Source organism: Bradyrhizobium sp. UFLA05-108 (assembly GCF_059803455.1).
Map to the genome: position 1 here is coordinate 49846 of NZ_JBANAZ010000034.1, position 21317 is coordinate 71162.

General features: G+C 58.0%; 13 protein-coding genes. 7 read left to right on the plus strand and 6 right to left on the minus strand.

The window, feature by feature from the left end:
• Positions 1–179 precede the first annotated feature (179 nt).
• Positions 180–2603, plus strand: coding sequence for a DEAD/DEAH box helicase (locus SO140_RS24150; protein WP_498543279.1), 2424 nt, complete (start codon positions 180–182; stop codon positions 2601–2603).
• A gap of 1543 nt (positions 2604–4146) precedes the next feature.
• On the opposite strand, the gene SO140_RS24155 is transcribed toward SO140_RS24150, so the two are convergent.
• On the minus strand, positions 4147–5949 hold the full coding sequence (locus SO140_RS24155; RefSeq protein WP_498543280.1) for an ABC transporter ATP-binding protein: 1803 nt from the start codon (positions 5947–5949) through the stop codon (positions 4147–4149).
• Between the two features lie 721 nt (positions 5950–6670).
• On the opposite strand from SO140_RS24155, the gene SO140_RS24160 reads away from it, so the two are divergent.
• The 5 genes from SO140_RS24160 to SO140_RS24180 all read left to right on the plus strand — a co-directional run bounded on the left by SO140_RS24160 (position 6671) and on the right by SO140_RS24180 (position 13402).
• On the plus strand, positions 6671–6844 hold the full coding sequence (locus SO140_RS24160; RefSeq protein ID WP_498543281.1) for a hypothetical protein: 174 nt from the start codon (positions 6671–6673) through the stop codon (positions 6842–6844).
• 629 nt (positions 6845–7473) lie between these two features.
• On the plus strand, positions 7474–8409 hold the full coding sequence (gene cysD, locus SO140_RS24165; protein ID WP_498543282.1) for a sulfate adenylyltransferase subunit CysD: 936 nt from the start codon (positions 7474–7476) through the stop codon (positions 8407–8409).
• Positions 8409–10301: a sulfate adenylyltransferase subunit CysN gene (gene cysN, locus SO140_RS24170; protein WP_498543283.1), complete on the plus strand. Its 1893-nt coding sequence runs from the start codon at positions 8409–8411 to the stop codon at positions 10299–10301. Before cysD ends, cysN begins: the two co-directional genes overlap by 1 nt.
• A gap of 1006 nt (positions 10302–11307) precedes the next feature.
• Complete coding sequence (locus SO140_RS24175) at positions 11308–12699, plus strand: FAD/NAD(P)-binding protein (RefSeq protein WP_498543284.1); 1392 nt, start codon at positions 11308–11310, stop codon at positions 12697–12699.
• A gap of 451 nt (positions 12700–13150) precedes the next feature.
• The gene (locus tag SO140_RS24180; RefSeq protein WP_498543306.1) at positions 13151–13402 is read left to right on the plus strand and encodes a DUF930 domain-containing protein; all 252 of its coding nucleotides are present in this window, start codon (positions 13151–13153) and stop codon (positions 13400–13402) included.
• A gap of 393 nt (positions 13403–13795) precedes the next feature.
• Here SO140_RS24180 and SO140_RS24185 read toward each other — a convergent pair whose 3' ends face one another.
• The 4 genes from SO140_RS24185 to SO140_RS24200 form a co-directional block, all read right to left on the minus strand.
• The gene (locus tag SO140_RS24185) at positions 13796–14347 is read right to left on the minus strand and encodes a GNAT family N-acetyltransferase (RefSeq protein ID WP_498543285.1); all 552 of its coding nucleotides are present in this window, start codon (positions 14345–14347) and stop codon (positions 13796–13798) included.
• Positions 14348–14381: 34 nt separating this feature from the next.
• Positions 14382–15494 carry a hypothetical protein gene (locus SO140_RS24190; protein WP_498543286.1) on the minus strand — a complete coding sequence of 371 codons (1113 nt, stop codon included), beginning with the start codon at positions 15492–15494 and terminating at the stop codon, positions 14382–14384.
• A gap of 77 nt (positions 15495–15571) precedes the next feature.
• A complete protein-coding gene (locus tag SO140_RS24195) occupies positions 15572–17269 on the minus strand; it encodes a coproporphyrinogen-III oxidase family protein (protein ID WP_498543287.1) in 1698 nt (565 codons plus the stop codon).
• Positions 17270–17772: 503 nt separating this feature from the next.
• A complete protein-coding gene (locus SO140_RS24200) occupies positions 17773–18999 on the minus strand; it encodes a M15 family metallopeptidase (RefSeq protein ID WP_498543288.1) in 1227 nt (408 codons plus the stop codon).
• 79 nt (positions 19000–19078) lie between these two features.
• On the opposite strand from SO140_RS24200, the gene SO140_RS24205 reads away from it, so the two are divergent.
• Positions 19079–19498, plus strand: a complete 420-nt coding sequence (locus SO140_RS24205) for a hypothetical protein (RefSeq protein ID WP_498543289.1) — start codon at positions 19079–19081, stop codon at positions 19496–19498.
• A gap of 205 nt (positions 19499–19703) precedes the next feature.
• Here the strand turns inward: SO140_RS24205 and SO140_RS24210 are convergent, their stop codons facing one another.
• Complete coding sequence (locus tag SO140_RS24210; protein WP_498543290.1) at positions 19704–20792, minus strand: DUF3616 domain-containing protein; 1089 nt, start codon at positions 20790–20792, stop codon at positions 19704–19706.
• Positions 20793–21317 lie beyond the last annotated feature (525 nt).

Below are 21317 nucleotides of genomic sequence, written 5' to 3' on the forward strand. Positions count from 1 at the left end.
TCTTACGCGGGCGGCCTACCACCCTTCCGCCAATCAGCTCAGACCGGCCTAGCACGCTCGCAAGATTAGGCCCCCCGCCGGAGGTATTGCCTTGGTCGACTTCAAGAAATTGCGCGCCGGGAAGGCCAAGCCGAGCCCAATTCCGCCGCGAGAGATTTTCCATTCACTGCCCAAACCTGTTGGCATCAACGACCTCTAACGCCAGTCAGGCAGAAGTCCTGGATCTCTGGCATGCGAGGCGCACCGACTGGGACGTCGTCGTCAAGCTACACACCGGCGGCGGCAAGACGCTCGTGGCTCTGCTGATGGCGCAGTCGATCATGAACGAGACGGGATTGCCGGTCCTCTACCTGGCTCCGACCAACCAGCTCGTCGAACAGGTCCTCGCCAAGAGCTCGCAGTACGGCATTGCCGCAGTTCAGTACGTCAAAAAGCAGCTCTTGCCGACCGAGTTCGAGGAAGGCAAAGCGGTCCTCGTTGGCGCTTACGAGACGCTGTTTTCGGGCCGTAGTCGGTTCGGCGTACGCGGGTCAGGCAATCAGCCCGTAAAGGTGGGTGCCATCATCCTCGACGACGCACACGTCGCGCTTTCGAGCGTCCGAAGGTCCTTCACACTTACGATCGACGCCAAGAACGACAAGAGTGTCTACCAGGAAATCGTCGGACGCTTTCGTCCCGCATTCCGTGAAGTCGGCCGGGTTGGATCATTCGACGACGTGACGAGCGGCAAGGACTTCGGCATAGTCGAAGTTCCCAGCTGGGGATGGCAGACGAAGCTGCACGAAATGCAGGACTATCTCGCCGGGGTCGTCGACAACGTCGATGAATTCGTCTGGCCGCTCCTCCGCGATAACCTGGCCGTCTGCCACTGCCTCATCAGCCGCACGGCGATAACTATCACTCCGCTGTTCCCGGCGGTCGATCTATTGCCGACCTTCACGGATTGCCCGCGCCGGATCTACATGTCGGCTACCATCGCAGACGACAGCGAAATCGTGCGGACTTTCGACGCATCGGTCGCGGCCGCGGGCAAGCCCATCTCTTCCGCTTCCCTCGCTGGCGTGGGCGAACGCATGATCCTCGTCCCGCGGCTAATGAAGCTCGCCGGCATGCCGATCGACAGTCTCGTTAAGGACATTGCCCTGCGGATAGCGAAACAGCAGGCTGGCGTCGCAATCCTGGTCCCTTCGGGCGAAGCAGCGAAGCAGTGGGAAGACATCGCACAGTATCCGAGTACGAGCGATGCAGTCGGCGCTTCCATCAAGGACATGCAGGAGGGCAAATCATTCGGCCCGGTAGTGTTGGCAAATCGGTATGATGGGATCGACCTCGCCGGCAACTCCTGCCGACTGCTCGTCATGAACGGCCTGCCTCATGGAACGTCCGACTATGACATGTACCGCATGAATGTCATGGCCAACTCGTCGGTCAATTCGCTGCTGGCGCAGCGCGTCGAGCAAGGCATCGGGCGAGGAACGCGCGGCGGAGCCGACTACTGCGTCGTGATCCTGACCGGCGAAAAGCTCGTCGGATGGATCGGCCGGCGCGCCAACCTCGACCAATTGACGGCGAGTACCCGCGCCCAGCTGAGGATGGGCCAGGAGATCAGCGAGGAAGTCACGAAATCGACCGAGGTCTTGCTGACCGTGATGAAGTGCCTTCAGCGTGACCACGATTGGGTTGCCTATCACGCCTCCGAGCTCGCGGAAGCCGCGAAGGCCGTGCCCGTCGACAATATCGCACTGCGGATGGCTAGTGCAGAGAGGAAGGCTTTCCGGCAACAGCGCCTGGGCCAGTACGAACTGGCTTTGTCGACGCTCGAGCAGCTTATAGGAGATCCCGAGGTCGCCTCGGATGCAGAGAGGACCGCCTGGTTGTCCGCGTCGGCAGCCCGCATCGCCCACCAAATGGGAGACGACGCGCGGGGACAACGGCTGCAGACTAACGCCTTCTCGGCCAACAACAACCATTGCCCGCCGAAACAGCGCGCGCAGTATCGACCGCGACCGATACCCGGAAAACAGTCTGACGCTATCGTCAAAAATCTTCTGCAGTACGAGCGGCGCGCGGCGCTACTGGCCGATTTCGAGGTAACGCTCGCCGACTTGGTGCCGGGAGCCTCCCCGCGACGTTATGAAGCCGCGCTCGCCGGTCTGGGATCCTATCTCGGGTTTGATTCCGACCGCCCCGAGCAGAATTATCGAGTCGGGCCCGACGTGCTCTGGCGGACCGATGCCAAGTTTGATTTCATAATCGAGGCGAAGAACGAGAAGTTGGAAGACAATCCGCTCTACAAGAAAGATCATGCCCAACTGCTCGAAGCTGAGCACTGGTATCGCACCACTTATCCGGGCCGAGACTCAGTGCGCGTTTCTGCCTTACCCGAGCCTATTGCCGACGCGAAAGCCACTCCAGCAGGCACGTTCGCTCTGCGTCTTGCCGATGCATCGAAGCTCGCAGCTGCTGTGCGCGAGATGCTTGCGGAAATGGTAGCAGCGCCGGGTGACGAGGCGGCACTGCGCGAGCGATGCGAGGAGTTCCTCAGGAAGGCCGATCTGAAGCCCTATGGCATCAAAAAGACATTTCTGAAGCCGTTTACCTGATGGACGCAGCGGAGAGGCAACGGGCTTTTCGCGGCGTTGATCTTGAACCGCAGCCGCTCGACCAGGAATCGCGTGATCGACACCATCATCCACTCACTGGTGCGAGGGGAAGGTTTTGCGGTCTCGTCGTGGCGATTGATGCACTCATTTCCCGCTCTAAGGGCTTCCGGCCGTTGCTCCCGGGAGGGGCATGATGCATCTCAGCGTCATCGTCTACACGTGTTGCCACCATCGACAAACCCGTCTCCGCCTGCACTCGATCTTCAGCCCTTCGCCGGCTTAGTGCCGTTGGCTACTGCGGCGTCTGCTGACTTCTGCCCCCCATGCCGACGCCTTGCGGCACCGGTAATACACCGGTTGCCGGGGCCAGGACGACAGGCCTCCGAGGGTAAGACGTCCGACCCGAGCAATATACCTGTCGCATCTACGGCTGCACCCTCCGGGCGATATCGGGCTTCAGCAATTTCCGCTCCCTCATCCGGATGAGGACGCCTATTATGCGCTACCTGTTCGTCATTGCGGCACTTTGCTTACAGCTTCCAGACTCCACCTCGCGGCGACGCCGTTGCTGCTCGGCTAACGGCTTCATCGGGGCCCGTAGAGGAGGCTCCCCCAAGGCGTCGACCGGACACCGCTCCGGTCAAATCCGCCATGCCCTGCGCGCGAAAAGAGGCCGCCCCAAACATGTGGGGCGGCCAGTGAATGTTCGTCGCGGGAGGAAGAGTACGACGAACGAATTCATCACTTAGCGCATCAGCGTCTTCCAACCGACACAGGTCGATTGAGCCGTCGCTTTCTGGGTTCAGAACACGGCAGCGGCACATCGACCCGCGTGTGTCTGGAAGTACGCGCCTCGAATCAAACGCACGTCCGTTTGCCGCTGCACAATAGCCACTTGGCAATCTTGATTAATGCAATGGCTAGGATATCGACGCCGAATTTCAGCACAGAATACGTATTTCGAGGGATTTTCCGCCCATGGTGGCAGTGCCTCTATCCGCGATTTTTGCGATGCAAGTGACTATTCGCAGAAGCGCCGGACGCGCGGCGCTCATAATGGCAGGCGCCAAAGCTACTCACTTGCAGCCAACGGGGCCGATTGTTTCCGTCTCGTCGAATGGAGCCTCGGCGACTGCTTTGTGTCGACAATCGGCACGGCCTCAGACGTGAAGCACTCGATGAAGTTGAACTTTGTCGCATCACGGCTCTCCTGAAAGCGAGGTGTCGATCTTTGCATTGAGACCCTTCAGCATGCCTCTCTGGGCCTGGCGACGGATCGCTGAGGTTGCGAGCTGCTTAATCGCTAGCTCACGATCTTGATTCCCGTCCAGCGTCATCCTGGCTATGAGACCCCGCTCCTTCTTACGGTTTTCAAATTGATCGGCGACAGTCGCCTCGTCCCTAGAGCCTCGCCTTGCTTGCCCGCCCACTCTGTTTGCGCTTCTGCCGCGTCGAGCCTCTCCTGGCTGTGCTTCTCGCTTTGGCTGAACCTTCGGTTCACGTCCCGGCTCAACGACCTAGGTCTCACCACCATTCCTATTGGCTAGACTGCTGCGGACATTCGACCGACCTCGGTCGCTTGGCTCTCGAGCAGCCGCCGATAGATTCCGCCGGGCCGCTTAGTCAGCGCGGCATGCGTGCCCTGCTCGGCGATGACACCATCGTCAAACACCAGAATGCGGTCGAGGCCGCGCACCGTCGACAGCCGATGTGCGATTACAATCGAGGTGCGACCCTTCATCAGCCGCTCCATCGCCTCCTGGATGAGCGCTTCCGATTCCGAGTCGAGGCTTGAGGTTGCCTCGTCCAAGACCAGCACCGGCGCATCCGCCAGAAAGGCGCGCGCTAGTGCGACGCGCTGCCGTTCACCGCCCGAGAGCTTGACGCCACGCTCACCGACCAGCGTGCCGTAACCCCTGTGCAGCCGCAGGATGAACTCGTGCGCATTGGCAAGTCGCGCCGCCCGTTCGATCGCGCCCATGCCGGACCCGGGCCGGCCATAGGCGATGTTCTCGGCGAGCGAGCGGTGGAACAGGACCGGCTCCTGCTGCACGACCGCTATCTGGCTGCGGAGCGATTGCTGCGTGACTAGAGCAATGTCCTGACCATCGATCAGAATGCGGCCGCCTGAGACATCATAGAGCCGCTGCACAAGCTTGACGAAGGTCGTCTTTCCGGAGCCAGAGCGGCCGACCAGACCAACGCGCTCGCCGGCGCTTATGTCGACCGATAGCCTGTCATAAAGCGGCGCCCCATCGCCACCATACTGGAACGTGACATCGTTAAATACGATCTCACCGCCGCCAATAGCAATCGGCCTTGCATCCGGCGCGTCCACAATCCCAATCGGCGTATCATGGATCGCGACCAGCTCCTCCATGTCGTCGACCGAGCGCTGGAGGTTGTTGATGTACATGCCGACCTCGCGCAGATATGCGTGGATAACGTAGTAGCTGGTCAGCACATAGGTGACGTCGCCAGGCGAGGCGAGCCCCGCCATCCACAGCAGCACCGAGCCGCCGATCACCGACGCCCGCAGGCACAACTGGAGTGAGAGCTGAGACATGGCGGCGTAGTTGTAGCGAAGCCAGGTTCGCCGCAACCGCATCCGCCAGCGGTTGATGGTGCGGGCGAGCCGAGCATCCTCGCGCGCTTCCGCGCCGAAAGATTTCACCACCGCATTGCAAGTTAGCGCGTCGGCCAGCGTGCCGCCGACTTTGGTATCCCAGGCGTTGGAGACCCGTGCGGCAGGTGCAATATAGCGGACTGAGTATGCCGCCGTCATCCCGATATAAATCGCCGCACCTGTCGCGATCACGCCACCCAGCGCAAACCAATGCAGCCCGAGCAGAATCATCGAACCGACCAGTACCGTCAGGGACGGCAACAGGACCATCAGAATGGTATTGTTGAGCAGGTCGAGGGCCCACATGCCTCGCGTGATCTTCCGCACGCTCGAACCGGCGAAGGAGTTGGCGTGCCAGTCGGTTGAGAACCGCTGGATGCGCATGAACGCGTCGCGCGCCACGTCCGACATCGTCTGAAGCGTGAACGGAACGATTGCCTGCAGACCTATGAGTCGCAAGATCATCGAAACCAAGCCGAGGGCGACGATGCCGCCGAAAGCCGCCAGCGCCGCATGTCGCGCCGCCTGGTTGTGAGGTCCTGATGTCAATGCGTCGACCAGACGGCCGGAGTAGATCGGCATGAACAGGTCGGCCGCCGTTGCACCGAGGAAGCCAACCAGCACGAGGGCGGCGCGGTAGGGCTGAAGCAGCCAGTAGCGAAAGACGAACGGGAGTACCGCCCGCATCGCGATAGGACGTTTATCAGCTAGAGCCGTCATGCTGCAATCCGGCCATTGCCAGCGTGAAAATCGGCTCCATCTGAATTGAGCCATGCGTCGCAAGGGCGCGATCGCGCACCGGCATTCGGCCGGCATTCCTTCTTCAAGCGAAGCGTTCGATGCCAACCATCTGAGCCCCTCGGACCGAGCTCCGTCGCTTTCCGCGGAAGCCTGGCGGCCTCATGCGAGTGAGAACGTCTCCCCTCATTCACCATTAGGGACCTTAAGAATTCGCTCACTATGACGTCTGTGCGCGAGGAAGACCTCCGCTTCGAAAGATTACGTTCGCCGCAAAGCAGATCTCGCACGACGACGACGGCCCGCTTGTTTTGTGAAGCTTCTGTGCAGCGTGAACGGTCGGCGACACAAAGAGCGTCCATCATGGTGTTCGAAGAAAAGAAAGGATCGCATTTCATGACAGCAGGCGGGGAGACAGCACACCCATCAGGCGGGGCGAGATTTATGTTGGATCCCGAAGACGCGCGGGATGCTCATGCTGTGCCAGTGTCGGTCATCTCAATCAATTGCTAAGGCTGGTAGTTGACTTGGGCGCAAAGCGTCGCAAGGCGGATCCGTAGATAGCCTGTTACGTAAGTACTGAGTGGATAATTGGCAAAATTGGCCTCTTGCCGGACATCGCTTCACGGCAAGGGACATCGGGTGCAAGCGCGATTGAGACCGACCAACTTGGCGCTCTGCAGATCTGAAACAGATCGACCACATGGCCATCGAGGCTTTGAATTTCCAGGAGCCAGCTGCTCCCGCTAGCGAGTCGAGTGAACACTTTGGTTTGCCGGTCAGAAGACTGCCTGCGGGCCACGAAAGCCTTGCAAAAAGGCGCACCGATGCAAAACGCCTAATCAACGGCCGCCAGCCACCAGAGCTGAAGCCGTGAGACTGCCTTCGGTTATCAGAGTTTCGAGTGCGACCAGAAGATTGAGACCAAGACCTCGGAAGCGTCACTATCCGCGATCTGAATGCGTTGCATCCAAAAAATCGATTTCACCAACTCACCTAATGCCGGGTAGGAAAAACGCCAGCCATTGAGCAAGATGGTAGATTTCCTGTCGGGAAAACTACGATGAGTATGTCATCATGGACGCGGCAACCCACTTATAGGCGCGGTCTTCGACGACCCTGCACCAACAGCCGTATTGGTGGCAAGGGCGCCTGCAAGCGCGAAAAGCGATGTTCATCCCCTCCCTTTGAGCTAGACGGGCCGATCGCGCTGCGCCGGCCCCTGCCCGCAACAGCTTAGCGACACGTTAAACCAGCGTATGTTGAGGCAGCAACCAAGGAATGCATTGACCGTCACGCGGGCTCGCCCCCAGAATTCTATGTTCTTGGCGACGGTGAAGCCAACCTCTATCCCGCTCGGGCCGACCGTGGATGAGATACCGCGGCGGGCCGAGTGATCCTTCTCGCAAGCGCTGCGACCACTGATCTCATGGTTAAGCTCTCAGATGCGGCACGAGTAGCGCAACGGCAATTTCATTGCGCGGGCACTTCTCGAGGATATTCAAGATGAACGTACAGGACTTCACTCGACTCAAAACACACGCGCTGCCACGGCATTTGCGGCGGCTCGAAGCCGAGTCGATCGAAATCATGCGCGAGGTTGTCGCCGAGTTTAAGAAACCGGTGATGCTCTATTCGATCGGCAAGGATTCCAGCGTCATGCTGCACCTTGCCGTGAAGGCCTTCTATCCGGCAAAGCTGCCTTTCCCGCTGATGCACATCGATACGACCTGGAAATTCCGGGAGATGATCGCCTTTCGCGACGAAACGGCCAGACGCATCGGGGGCGATCTGATCGTCCATGTGAACAAGGACGGCATCGCGCGCGGCATCAATCCCATCGAGTCCGGCTCCGCGCTGCATACGCAGGTTATGAAGACCGACGCGCTCAAGCAGGCGCTCGACCTGTACGGATTTGATGCGGCATTTGGCGGCGCACGGCGGGACGAAGAGAAAAGCCGAGCCAAGGAGCGCATATTTTCGTTCCGCTCGACAGGACATGTCTGGGATCCGCGCAACCAGCGGCCCGAACTTTGGAGCCTGTTCAACACCCGCATCCGGCAGGGCGAAACAATGAGGGTGTTTGCGATGTCGAATTGGACGGAGCTCGACATCTGGGAATACATCATGTTTGAACGAATCTCCGTCGTCCCGCTCTATTTTGCGAAACAGCGACCTGTGGTGCATCGGAACGGAACGTTGATCATGATGGACGACGAGCGGCTCCCGCTCCGGCCAAATGAGACCGCCGAGATGCGGACGATCCGCTTCCGCACCCTTGGGTGCTACCCCCTGAGCGGGGCCATTGAGTCGGAAGCCACGACCATCGAGGACATCGTAGCCGAAATGCGCGTTGCGAAAGTATCGGAGCGCCAGGGGCGTCTCATCGACACGGATGAGGCAGCTTCGATGGAGAGGAAGAAGCGGGAAGGATACTTTTGATGGATACGGACGCTGTTCGCTGTATCGGCGAGCCCGTTAGCAAAGATCAATTGCGGTTCATCACCTGTGGCTCGGTCGATGACGGCAAATCGACGCTGATCGGGCGCCTCCTGCACGACAGCAAGATGATCTATGAGGACCATCTGCAGGCGCTCGCGCGCGACAGCGTTAAGCATGGCACGACGGGCGAAGAGATCGACTTTGCCCTGTTGGTCGACGGCCTGGAAGCTGAACGCGAACAAGGTATTACCATCGACGTCGCCTACCGGTTCTTCACCACGTCGCGCCGATCGTTCATGGTCGCCGATACGCCAGGTCACGAACAATATACCCGCAATATGGCGACCGGCGCCTCCAACGCGCAGCTCGCCATCATTCTGATCGATGCGCGCAAGGGAGTACTGGTGCAAACCAGGCGCCACTCGTTCATCTGCTCGCTATTGGGCATCCGGCATGTCCTTGTAGCCGTTAATAAAATTGACCTCGTTGACTACCGGAAGGATGTCTACGACGGCATCGTGAGCGACTACGTCGGCTTTGCTTCGGCGCTCGGCTTCAAGTCGATCGTTCCAATCCCAATCTCAGCCAGACACGGCGACAACATCATCTACCGATCCGGCAACACCGACTGGTATCACGGCCAGTCCCTGCTGGATTACCTCGAGACTATCGACATTCAGCCCGAGACGACCGACCTGCCCTTCCGCTTTCCGGTACAGTGGGTGAATCGTCCCAATCTGGATTTCCGGGGGTATGCGGGCACGATCGCCTCCGGAAACATCGCGGTTGGCGAAGAAATCATCGTGGCGGCATCGGGGCGCAGCTCGCGCGTCACACGGATTGTGACCCATGATGGTGATCTTGCAAGTGCAGAAACTGGCGATGCAGTAACCATCACGCTCGAAGATGAGATCGATATCAGCCGCGGCGATGTCTTGGCGGACCCCACGCAGCGCCCCGACGTCGCCGACCAGTTTGCCGCTCATCTGATCTGGATGGATGAAGAGCCGATGATGCCGGGTCGCTCCTATGCATTTCGGATTGGCACGCAATCGATTGCTTCGGGCAACGTCACGCGTATCAAATACAAGATCGACGTCAATACCCGTGAGCCTCCCCTTGCGGCGGCCACGCTGGGCCTCAACGATATCGGCTTCTGTCACGTCGCGACCACTCGGCCTGTGAGCTTCGATCCGTACCACGTCAATCGGCGCACGGGGTCCTTCATCGTGATCGACCGCTACACCAACCGTACGGTTGGTGCGGGAATGATTGATTTTCCGCTACGCCGCTCGAGCAACGTCGCCTGCCAACCGATGACGATCGGCATGCAAGAACGTGCCGCACTCAAGCGGCAGAAGCCGTGCATCATCTGGCTCACCGGCCTTTCCGGCTCCGGCAAGTCGACGATTGCCAATATCGTCGACCAGAAGCTGTTCGCGTTGTCGCATCACACGATGCTGCTGGACGGCGACAATCTCCGTCACGGCCTCAACCGCGATCTCGCTTTCACTGAAGCAGATCGGATCGAAAACATTCGACGAGCTGGTGAAGTGGCAAAACTGATGGTTCAAAGCGGCCTGATCGTCGTTTGCTCGTTCATCTCGCCCTATAAGGCGGACCGGGACATGGTCCGCAACCTCGTGGGGAAGGGAGAATTCGTCGAGGTCTTTGTGGATACGCCAATAGACGAATGCGTCCGGCGTGATCCGAAGGGCCTTTATGCCAGGGGAAAGTCAGGCAATATCAAGAACTTTACTGGCATCGATGCCCCGTACGAAGCGCCGAACGCGCCGGAGGTGCACTTGAAGACACTGGACGAGCCACCGGAGCAGTTGGCGGATCGGGTTCTGGATGCGCTTGCCACCCAGGGGATCATTTCCCTGACATAGCTGGACAGAGGTACCCAACGCGAAATCAAATGGGGCGAAGTTAGCTTCGCCCCTCAACTGCGCAACTCTTCGGCTGGAATCTAATCACGGGTCATGGCGGAGATCGCAATTCGGCTGACCAGTCCAGATTTGCGAAAAGCGCTCCAAAGTAAGCGTCGCTAACAGGTCTAGCCAAGCTGACAACAAGCTGACGATCTGATGTTGCATTTGTTCGCAGGCCGCTGTTGAGCCACGGTCGCCTTACCCCGAAGTGTGGACCGCCGATCTGTAGTCCGAGCCTTTGGACTTGCTGACTGACTTGCATGTGGTGCAAGTGCAGGGCAGCTAGAGACGCTCTTGAGACCGGCGAGCATGATGAAATGGACTGAATGACCAAAAGAGCATTAGCCAGAAGCGCAGGTCAGTCGATCAGGTGAAGCGCTTCATCCTCGTCGGCCAGCCACTCCTCTTAAGAGTTCACTGCACTGTTAGCGCCCAGCTCCAGGCAGACAGTAGCCCACCCACATGAAACGCGTTTCCGTTTGCGAGCTTGAATGGAGAATTCCATGGCCTCAAAGGATGTCCACGCACGTGAAACCTTTCGAAATTCTCATAGCACCATCCTTTCTCTCTCGATCAGAGCAAAGACATGCTATCATTCGCGCGAACTAGAAGAAGGAGGTTCATACGGCCCAAGTCTCCTTGACTTTGCATTTTTGGCCGGATGGGCGTGATTAACGGAGATGCGCGCGGCAACCACGATCTGTAGCTCGCGGCGCGACTGACGATCTCCAAGACATTTTTTCATGACATCTTCCTGTTGGACTGAAAACCGCGGTTACCGCCTAGTCTTAAGGCGAAAGCACAATTTTGAGGCGCGGGCGATATCCGCGGCGTCATATTGAAGTGATAGCGCATATCGACGGAACTTCAGAAGGATAAGCTTCGTTCAAAACAGTGAGCTTGTTCAATGATGAGCCTTGGCAACCGCACATGTGCTCCAGGCCTTGATCGATAGAGTGGTAGCATGACGATTTCAAGCGCACGGCACGTGATGATCATCGGTGGCGGCGCCAGCGGTGTCCTGCTCACCTATCAATTGCTGCATCAGCCAACCAGCGATCTACGCGTCACGCTGATCGAACAGCGTTCCGACATCGGACGCGGCATTGCTTATCACACGGGCAATCCTGATCACCTGCTCAACGTACGCGCCTCAAACATGAGCGCGCTGCCCGACCAACCGGATCACTTCTGGCGTTGGCTGACCTCGCGTGACGCGGACGCGTCGCTGTACCGCGATCCTTATTGCTTTGTGCCACGACGCGTCTATGGCGACTACATCGCCAGTTTGCTCGAGCAGCAGACATCTGAGCCGACGGACGCACCGCGTTTGTCGATCGTGCACGGGACTTGCGTCGATATCAACGAAGGTCCTGCCTTCGTGTCGGTCAAGCTGGCTGACGGGCGATTGCTGATGGCCGACACAGTCGTTCTCGCAACCGGACATGATACGAGAGCTAACCGGCCGGCTCATGCGAATCCCTGGGCACCACCGTCGACTGCTGGCGTCGACACCGATGCCACCGTACTGATCCTGGGCACGGGGCTTACCATGGTCGACTACGTTCTGTCGCTATTGCGCGACGGCCATCGCGGGCCGATCATCGCGATGTCACGGCGCGGCCTGCTCGCAAAACCCCACCGCCACATCGATGCTTTGCGAATTGAAGAGGGGGATGTTCCTTTCGGCGCCAGCATTAGCAACCTGCTGCGCTGGCTTCGTGATCGCATAGACCAGAATGCGGCCCAAGGCGGCGACTGGCGCAGCGTCATCGACGGCCTTCGACCCTATACCCAACGGCTGTGGCATGAGCTTCCGCTGGCATCGAAACGCCGCTTTCTCGAACATGCGCGCGCTTGGTGGGACGTGCATCGTCATCGGATGGCTCCGGAAGTCGGAGCACGCATCACCCAGACGCTTGACAGAGGTCAGCTCGCCCTGATGGCAGCAAAGGTGATCAGCGTCGAGCCCAACACGACCGGCGCCAGAGTGAAGTACCGCAGGCGGGGCGATGCCAATCCTGTCGACATACAGGTCGGCGCCGTCGTCGATTGCACCGGCATCGTCAAAGATCCGCGCGCTACGCTCAATCCGGCCGTGCGCAGTCTATTCGATCGTGGCCTTTGCCGCGTCGATCCGCTCTGCATTGGCATCGAGACTGATCGCAATTGTGCGGTCATCAGCCGCGCCGGCACGGCTTCGCACCGCCTATTCGCGGTGGGTCCGCTCACGCGCGCGGCCTTTTGGGAGATCATCGCGATACCTGACATTCGCAACCAGTGCGCGGCACTCGCGGCGCTCCTCGCCGATACCGCCGGAAAGCATCAACCCGTCGCGCACCTCGAACGCGTCTGACTGCTGACGCTCCCGCGAACGGTTGCTTCGGCCCCTGCTGGGGTCGTGCCAGCATGGGCGGCCCTATTCCCCTTACCTGAACTGCTCTCCTGCGTTCAAAACAGACCGTCCAGCTCTCGGATACTGCCAAGATTTCAAAATCCGTCAGGTACGGCCGTAATGTTGCCGAACACAAGCATTGTATGGGCGACTGCTGTCTACCTTCAAAAGGTGCAGCCCGCACAGACATTCATGAGAGCGGCACGACTTCCCGCGGCGAGCACGCCGTTCCAGATTGAGGTGACAGCCGTCGACCTCGATAACAAAGTTGAACATGAGACGATACCTCCTATCGGCCTACCTCGTCCTTCTCGCCCTGCCTCGGATTGCCCATGCGGCCAAATCCACCGAAGAGCAGATGCTGAAGCTCTCTCCGGAAACGCGACTTGAGCAGCGTTGCGATGCACGCGCGATGGGAGCGATCGGCCGCGAGCACCAGGGCTTTCGGCCCGATGAATTCGTCGCCTATGCTTTCGCGGATCCGGTCATTCGCGGCCATGCCATAGCCGCGGGCGGCGCCGCATTGCGAAGCCGCGGCGTGTGGTACCACGTCGCGTATCGCTGCGAAACGAGCGACGACGGCCTAACAATTCGGTCATTTAGCTATACCCTCGGGACGCCAGTCCCCAGACCCGAATGGGATCAGCACTATTTGGTGCCTTAAGATGACAAGCGCAGAGGGTTCAGAGCTGCGAAGCACACTCCGCGCGGTGTTCGCATTGTCTCACCCATCAGCAGCCTTTCCCTGCCTGCATCGCCGCGTCCGGCTCATCCGTTGCTCCAAGTGATGTTTAGACAAGCAGACGTGCAGGTGGGCTTGGCTTAGAGGGCATGACGAAGGGGACCGCTAACCAGCATCTGATGGAAGTGAGCAGCAAGTAGGGGAGGTGCGACATGCGTGGACGGACATGAGTGGACGGATAAGCGTGCGCGCGGCTTGCGCGGCGGCGCGTTATCTGTTGATAGGCCCGCGCCACAAACGCAGCATCTCACGTTGCTTCAATGCGTCATGAAGCTGATCTACAGCGCTGGAATGGAACGTTCCAGCCTCGCAAACTTACTTGGTCAAACGGCGAGCCTCATCCTGGTCTGCCAGCCGCTTCACGTAGAAAATGACTGAATATCCGTGCAGCATCCCTTGCCTGCGGCGAACATAGCCGGCGGTCTCATAGAGTTTTTGAGCCGCTACTTGGATCGTTGTCGTATCGAGCACGATGCACTTGAACCCCAGAGCAACGGCTCTCAATTCCAATTCACGAAGGAGGCGCCTTCCAAACCCTCGTCGTCGAAAGGCCGGATCGACCCGCATACGCTTCAGCTGTGCAACGTCAACATCAACAGGCTTCAATCCTCCCATGGCGACGAGTCGGGAACCAATATAGGCAGTTAGGAAGTAGCCGCCCGACCTGATATATACTTCGCCTACATTGCTTAAATCATCCTCCCACGCGCCTTCTGGGCCACGTGCACCACCATGTTCGGATGCAGCTCTATGCAGATGCCACACATCATCGGCATCCCCTGACTCAAAGCGACGAAAGATCACCTCGTCGTGAGACATCGACATCCGCTGCTGACTGGCATCAGAGGCCTGCCCTTTTCCCGTCATTATCCTTTTGTCCACGCAGATAGCACCCTCAAGCTTATTGACGCGCCGTCGGCAAGAGCCGCTGCAAAAGGACAGCGTCAATACTTTCAGATGCCTCAACTCCGACAAGTGGTCGACCAGGCTCGACCGTATATTTCAAAGCCGTGGTATGGTGCATCAGGGTAAACCGATCCAACGCTGGAACACAGGAGTCGCACAGCCTTCGGACTTCATTGTCGCCGTGCTCAATGACGGGTGAAATGGTTGCACCCCCAGGAAAGACTGCTTTTCCTTCCAGCCAACCTGGCTTGAGACACGCGCCTTCCTTGTCCTGCGCCAACCAGCGGAATACTTCGTGAATGTACGCCTGCGGATAGTATTCGGACAGTCGATATACATCCGTGAAGAATTGCGGTTTCTGAAGGAAAAGCTCTTTGCCGATCAGCAGCACTGAGACAGCCACAATACGGGCAGAGAATCTGCCGCTTGGGCCAAGCCTATTCTTGTAAGGATTCTTTGCGTAAAACACGCGGAATTGGCCAAATAGATCCGGCGACATATGTTCAAAGCGCCTCAGGACATGATTGGCTGCCTCAAGGTGCTCCACGCACAGCGCAAGACATTGACGCGCGTCAGCGGCATCTCGCAACGCGAGCGGAGCATCGATCGCCAACTGTAATTCGCTTTCGATGAATTGATGGCCTAAGCAAAAATCTCGTTCCTCGACGCCGGCCACTCCGAGGCAGTATACACGCGGATCGTTCTGCACCGGATTCGTAAGTATCATATCCTCATAGGAGAGGACATCAATGCCAGGCTGCCGCTGACGGGTTAAGCGGGCAAGACGACCTAGCGCTTCCCCTACCGTCAATTCGGCGTCTTCGGGATGGAGGCCGGCAAACGCGGACAAGTGATAGGCACAATTGGTGAGATACTGGATGTCTGTCTTAGCGATCTCGAAATCGGACTGCGGTAGCCGGCGCAACAGCGCATCATAGTCCGTGTCAGCCACAATCGCGCTGATAGCGCGACCGAGTGCCCTAACCGCTTCATCCGGCCGCTCGCTGCCTTTGATCTCCGCAATACGATGTGGCAATTCATCGACGACAAAGTTGCTGAATCGCCCAAGCGGTCGTTTTCGTTGTCGAGGATCAACGCTATCGGTCACATGAGAAATATGTCTTGCGCGCAGTAGCGAAGCGGTTCTTGGGCGGAAGGGGAAATACTGCCGACCATAGCAAGCACTCACCGGCCCTGGCTAAAAACAGCTTGCATTTCGGCAGTCGCCCCGTATCGGGCGGCCGGTGAGTAGTCGTGCTTCTCGATAAGATCTTTTCGTTTGTCTAAGATCCTGCTGTCGGTGCGCGCGACTCGATCAAGCACATGGTTGGAGAAAAATTGCAGCGATACCGCGCCCGAATTGATGATGCCCGAGGTGGTTAGCGTAAGCACGCCTTCGTTTGAAATACTGACGAGTCCCGCTTCATTTAGTTTTTTAAGCTCGCGACGAAAATATTCTTCCATGGACACGCCAAATTCCTTCTCGAAACGAAAAAGCGACACTCCGCTACTTCGCAACGCGAGCATCACCGTTCTGCGCATCAGATCGTCTTGCGACAGGACGACGCCCTTCCACACCGGCTTCGCGCCAAACTCAACCCGTTGTAAGTAGCGATCTAAGTCTGCCTCGTTGTAGAACTGGCACTGACTCATGTAGCCAAATCCGCCAGCCCCAAATGGGATCAGGTTGTTGTCGTTCCAGGAATCGTATTTGCGGCGCTGCTGGACAGAGTGCGGCTGAGACTTCTTGGTCCAACAGAAGATTGGGCCATGACGATAGCCAAGCCGCGTAAGGATGTGCTCCGCCATGAAATGCATGATGATGCGTTCCTTTGCCCCAGCGAATTGGTAGCGCCCTTTGCTCAAATGGCGGGCTACGGGGTCCGTCGATTTGAACAACAATGGGAAGATGTTGAACTTCTCCGCTCCCATATCCAGGAGACCGATGAGCGAATCATACCAACTCCGGAGCGTTTGCTGCGGCAGCCCATAGATAAGGTCCAGCGATAGATTCTGAACGCCCAGCTCATCCAGCAATTTTACGAGTTGTCTCACCTCGTCCACACGGTGCCCGCGGTTCAATATGCGCAGAATGTTTTCATCGAGACTTTGAACACCCAACACGAAGCGGTTTACGCCGCCTGTTAGCATTGTGGATATGCGATCTGCGGCGTCCGCTTGCTTCCCAAGAGAAGGGTGTAATTCGAAACTTACTTCGGACTTCGATAGATCAAAGCGCTGTCTGATCATGTCAAATAGCGTCTTGAGTTGTGGGTTGGTCAAGATTGAGGGGGTGCCACCTCCAAAGAATGCTGTCTCAATTTCCCTACCGGCAAGCGCCGCGTCCGACCAACTCATTTCCTTATTGAGAGCCGCCAGATAACGTTCCACTCGCCCGGAACGCGGGTTGATTTCCTTGGCGAAGTGACAAAAGGTGCAATACTGATTGCAGAAGGGGATGTGAAAATAGAGATCAATTGACGAGGTAATCTCACTCAACAATTTTTCGGCATTCAGCTCTCCCATTGCTTTGAGGGGTGGATATGTGCTGACGAGATAATCGTTGTAGGTGTCAAGGTGCAGTTTGCGCGCCCTCAGCATGTCGAGGTTGATTTCGTACGAGCGGTCAATCGCAAACTCCAGTGCCTCGGAATAGCTTGGCGCGCGCATTATGGAGAATCCTTTAGCGTTCGTGTGAAGGACGCGACGACACGCTGGCGTCAGAGGGATGACATTCTGTTCGGGTTCGATATGGGCGCCGTGCACCTTAATCAGCACCCGGATTCGCTGCCCCCGGCCCCACGCAGTCACATCCTGCGTTGCCATCGGCTCGGCGACACCGACGCGACTTTGATAGTTCGGCACGGATAACGACAGCAGCACCTACATGCCGCAGCGAACCTCCAGGCGCCGCACCGGGCGGTGCAGCGTCCATCGCATTCACTTAGATCAGTCGAGCACGCGTAATTCAAATCCTGGACAATGAGACCACCACATGTTGCGCATCCTTCTTCAATTCCAGCAATTGGCGTGCCATCGAAGACGGCCCGCCAGTCTTGCTTGGGGATGAGCGAAACTATCTGCTTCGCACCGCACCGACGAAATACTTGCGCGCAAGCGTTCGGTTCAGGACAAGCGTCTAAAATCGAACACGGTCTGAACACGACAACGCGAAAATATCGAGTGACGGCGGTTTCCCTCAATTCGGTTACCCGCTCATGAGCTTGGCCAGAGATCGCGTTAATATTCAAAGAAATGCGTTTTGACCGAGCGAGGCGACTGGCAGATCAGTGCGTCCAAGCAGCACTCGATGGAAAATTCCGCCTCGCCCCAAGAAACCGACCTTATCGCAAGTTCGAAGCCGGTTTCATTTGTCGTGTTAGGCGTCATCTGAACACGTGGTCGTTCGACCATTTCCGGATACGCTCTTCTGAGACTTCGAAATGCATGGTGTCGCGGAAGCCTACCCCGGAGTACCATCCCGCGGCATTGAGCAAGGGGATTAGGATCGCAATGAACCGCGGCACCGTCCTGCCGGTATTGGCCGGGGCTTCGAACCCGACAATCTTGAAATCAACTGCCGTTCCCCACGCGTGATTGGAGATTTTCGTGCTGACGGAGCCGTCGGTCGGCTTGCGCATACGCACGCAGAGCATGCCCTCGGTCGACAATACGCTCTCAAGGTCCGGCTCCGCGGCGAAAGCTTGCGCTAGAACGATCTTCAGGTCGGCTATCGCCGGCTCTAGGCCCTGCAATCGAAAGAGCGGCGACATGCGTTCGATGACGAGGTTTCGCTTGACGAGGTCCGATGCCCGCTCGTTCTGGCAATTGGTCGTCAGCGGGAGGTGCGGAGCGCCGAGCAGGGAGATCATGGTCTCCTCTTTCGCGCTTGAAAGATGCTTGTTGATAGGCAACAAGTCGGCTAGATCGACGCGCTGCGAATAGAACCGGGCGATCTCCGGGCGGCTACGACCGTCTTCCATGACGGCTGCACCCAAAGCCGTAATCACGCTCTCTGTTGCTGCGGTCATCGGCGCGTCAATGATCCCCTCCACGGTCAGCAACAACTCCTTGCTCGCAGATCGCACCTCGGCGGCATGATTGATGATCGGCCCCCAGTGCCCCGCCTCTTCCCGCAGTCCCAGGGCGGCGATCTCCACTGTCATCGCCGGACATTCCTTGCTGAGCTTCTGGAGCGCAAAGCCGGGCGAGGTGGAGAGACCGAAATTCTCGAGGTCCTTTGCTCGTGGACGCGGCGACATTTCTTCGTCAAAAATCTCGCGCAATCCTGCTTCCGGATTGCTCTGATAGTGGTGAAAGATGTCAAGCAGCTCCGCACGTGCGGCGAGCAAATCGAAGCTTATCTGAAACAGACCCGCCTCGGCCGTGTCGGCACTTCTATTCTGTGCGCTACGATCTCGGCCCTCGCAGTAGCGCCCGCTGCTTTCACGCATTCCAAGGCCAAGCAACAGCACGAATAGCCGCCGCAGCCGCTCCAGCGACGTCGCAGCGCCCATGCCAATTGTCTTAAACTGGTCATCGTACCACGTCAGCGCATCGCCCTTCAGATGCCCGCGAGGGTCACGAAAAGCCGGCTCCAGCGCGCGCGACATCCGGTCTGCAACCGGATCATGCGCCTGTAACCTGGCCTACGCTGCCGCGTAGGCGACCGCCATCCCGGCCGTGTAACCGATGCAAGCCGGACCGCGGTTCTTCCAGTCGTATCGAGCGATCGCCGAGGCCTTTGCGGTTGCAATGATGCGAGGCGTGATGGCGGCTAACGCCGACGCAGCATCGAACTGCGGGGCGATGAGGTCGAGCGGTTGGGCTTCTCCGTCCAACGCCCTGCTCAATATCGGCGACGTACCCGTCGGGGTCAAATTTGGCGATGGCATCTGCAGCGTTCTTGATGTCTTTGTCGAGTTGGGCCTCGCCCTGACACCAACCCCAAACAAGGACTTTGATATCAGCTTTACGCAAGGCCCCAACCAGGCCGAGATTATCTTTAACCTCGAACAGACCATCCTTGCCGTGCCCTCTGATCCAGGCATGATTCATTTTCATCTTGAGAAGGGCGCTCGCTACACCATCCCAATTGCGATATTTCTTTGATGCTGCAGCAGGTTCGAAAATAAAAGCTTCGTGCCCATACATGACGGTCACCTATCAATTTTTGGAATCAAAGATTAGAAATCGGCCTCCACTGAGCTTTAGTCACCACCGTTGCGGCTCCGCTTCTGCTGCGGGAGCGACCGCGGCCGTCCCAAGCATTCCCCGCGATGACGACGGTCCGGTAACTCCAGCGTCGGAAATCACTTCAATTGATGTTGTATCGCCTCGGCGCGCCGCTCTTCGGTCCGTCGAACATGATCATGAGCTCTAGACCGGACTGGTCTTGTCCAAGCACGTGAAGTCCTTCTGCCTTCCAATCGAGTGGGATATCATCGATGATCGCGACAGGGCTGAATGAACTATTCTTTGGGTCTATTGCATGCAGCGCAAACGAAATGCCCTCGGCCTGGGCCGGTCCACTCAAAATAAGGAGCCGACCGTCTGCCAGAACTGCAAGATCCCTGATGCCGCGCCCCTCAAGAAAATCGAGTTCGATCTCACGAACTTCTTTTCCAAGCGACATTGAGCGACCCGCATCGAAAAGTGCATCCAGATCCACTTCGACCAGATACGCTTTCGTCCCGATCACCGGCGCTCGCAGTCCCGCGTAAAGCTTGCCAGCGACCACGGCGAGGCCTTCGACGTTAAGGCCGTTGCCCGTCATCAGATCCCGCGTGAAGAATGCTTTCGCATGAGGTGCGATCAGAAGCGCCTCCGACAAGCGATAGCTCGTGGCGACCCGGCCCTTCTCGATCGGGCCTTTCGGACCGGCGGCCGCCGCCTTCGCAACCATGTCGCCTGGAACTCGCGCCAATATGAAGGACGAGGCACGGAATTTGTTGCTTTTGCGCGAGCCTCCGTGTGATCCGACAACGTAGAAGTCATTTTGATAATGCGCGACGGCTTCGCCGTCCAAATCCTTGAACTTGTCGACCTTGTTCGAGCACTCGTGTACGTGCGGTTCTTTTCCCACAATGTCGGCGGGCGCGGCGTCCTTGTCGATGATCCGGATCTTGCCCGCACCCGTGAGCCTCGATCCCTCGATCGTCGAAGCCTGGGCCAGCCGTCCTTGATCATCGATCGTGAGGCAAACGTGCTTTGCGCCGACGGGCGGCAGGCAGCTCACGCCGCTGATGTTGGTGGCTTCCTCTCCATCGTCATCGGTCAGCGGCCCGATGACCTCCATTATTGTCGATTTTATTGACGCTGCGTGAGCGGCGTACGGCGCTGAGACGACCAGAAAGGCCGACGCGAAGAGGTAAGCGACTTCACCAAGATTGGTTTGACGGGGCACAATCTACCTCCCCAGAATCTGAAATCGAAAACTTCAAAAAATGTTGTGTAACTATGGACGCAATTCTAAATCGCGTAAACGAGCCATTCCGCCTCACGTCTTGTTATCGCTGAAGACGCTCGCGACCTTTCCTTGACCTTTGCCTGCGACGACGATTTTTCCTGCGTCGCAATCGCTCCGCAAGCCGCGATCCGACCGAATTTTGTCGTCACAAGTGCAATCTCAGCAAAGTCTCAAATCAGCCGTCGAAAATGACGACGGCCCTCGTGACAGAAAAAAGTGCCCGCCGCCTCTCTCCTGCCATGCCACGAGGCAAGGTCTGAAACAGCGGGATTTCTCCGCGAGATGGTAGGGCACGGGCACCTCAGTCGACTTAAGCAAAGCCATTAGCCATCCTCCGGCTTTGGCCTCTCGCGCCGTTTCCTTTCGACGAAATCGTGCGGGCTCTCGTCCTCCGGGGGCGTATCAGCGCTCGTTCTATTCTCGACTTGCTCGATCAAATCTCGTAGCTCGCGCTCCCGGTCC

Coding starts and splice junctions, on each gene's coding strand:
- cysD (WP_498543282.1), top strand. CDS start 7,474: ATGAACGTACAGGACTTCACTCGACTCAAAACACACGCGCTGCCACGG.
- SO140_RS24200 (WP_498543288.1), bottom strand. CDS start 18,999: ATGTCGCGCGCGCTGGAGCCGGCTTTTCGTGACCCTCGCGGGCATCTG.
- SO140_RS24185 (WP_498543285.1), bottom strand. CDS start 14,347: ATGACGGGAAAAGGGCAGGCCTCTGATGCCAGTCAGCAGCGGATGTCG.
- SO140_RS24205 (WP_498543289.1), top strand. CDS start 19,079: ATGCAAGCCGGACCGCGGTTCTTCCAGTCGTATCGAGCGATCGCCGAG.
- SO140_RS24180 (WP_498543306.1), top strand. CDS start 13,151: ATGGGAGCGATCGGCCGCGAGCACCAGGGCTTTCGGCCCGATGAATTC.
- SO140_RS24160 (WP_498543281.1), top strand. CDS start 6,671: ATGGCCATCGAGGCTTTGAATTTCCAGGAGCCAGCTGCTCCCGCTAGC.
- cysN (WP_498543283.1), top strand. CDS start 8,409: ATGGATACGGACGCTGTTCGCTGTATCGGCGAGCCCGTTAGCAAAGAT.
- SO140_RS24155 (WP_498543280.1), bottom strand. CDS start 5,949: ATGACGGCTCTAGCTGATAAACGTCCTATCGCGATGCGGGCGGTACTC.
- SO140_RS24175 (WP_498543284.1), top strand. CDS start 11,308: ATGACGATTTCAAGCGCACGGCACGTGATGATCATCGGTGGCGGCGCC.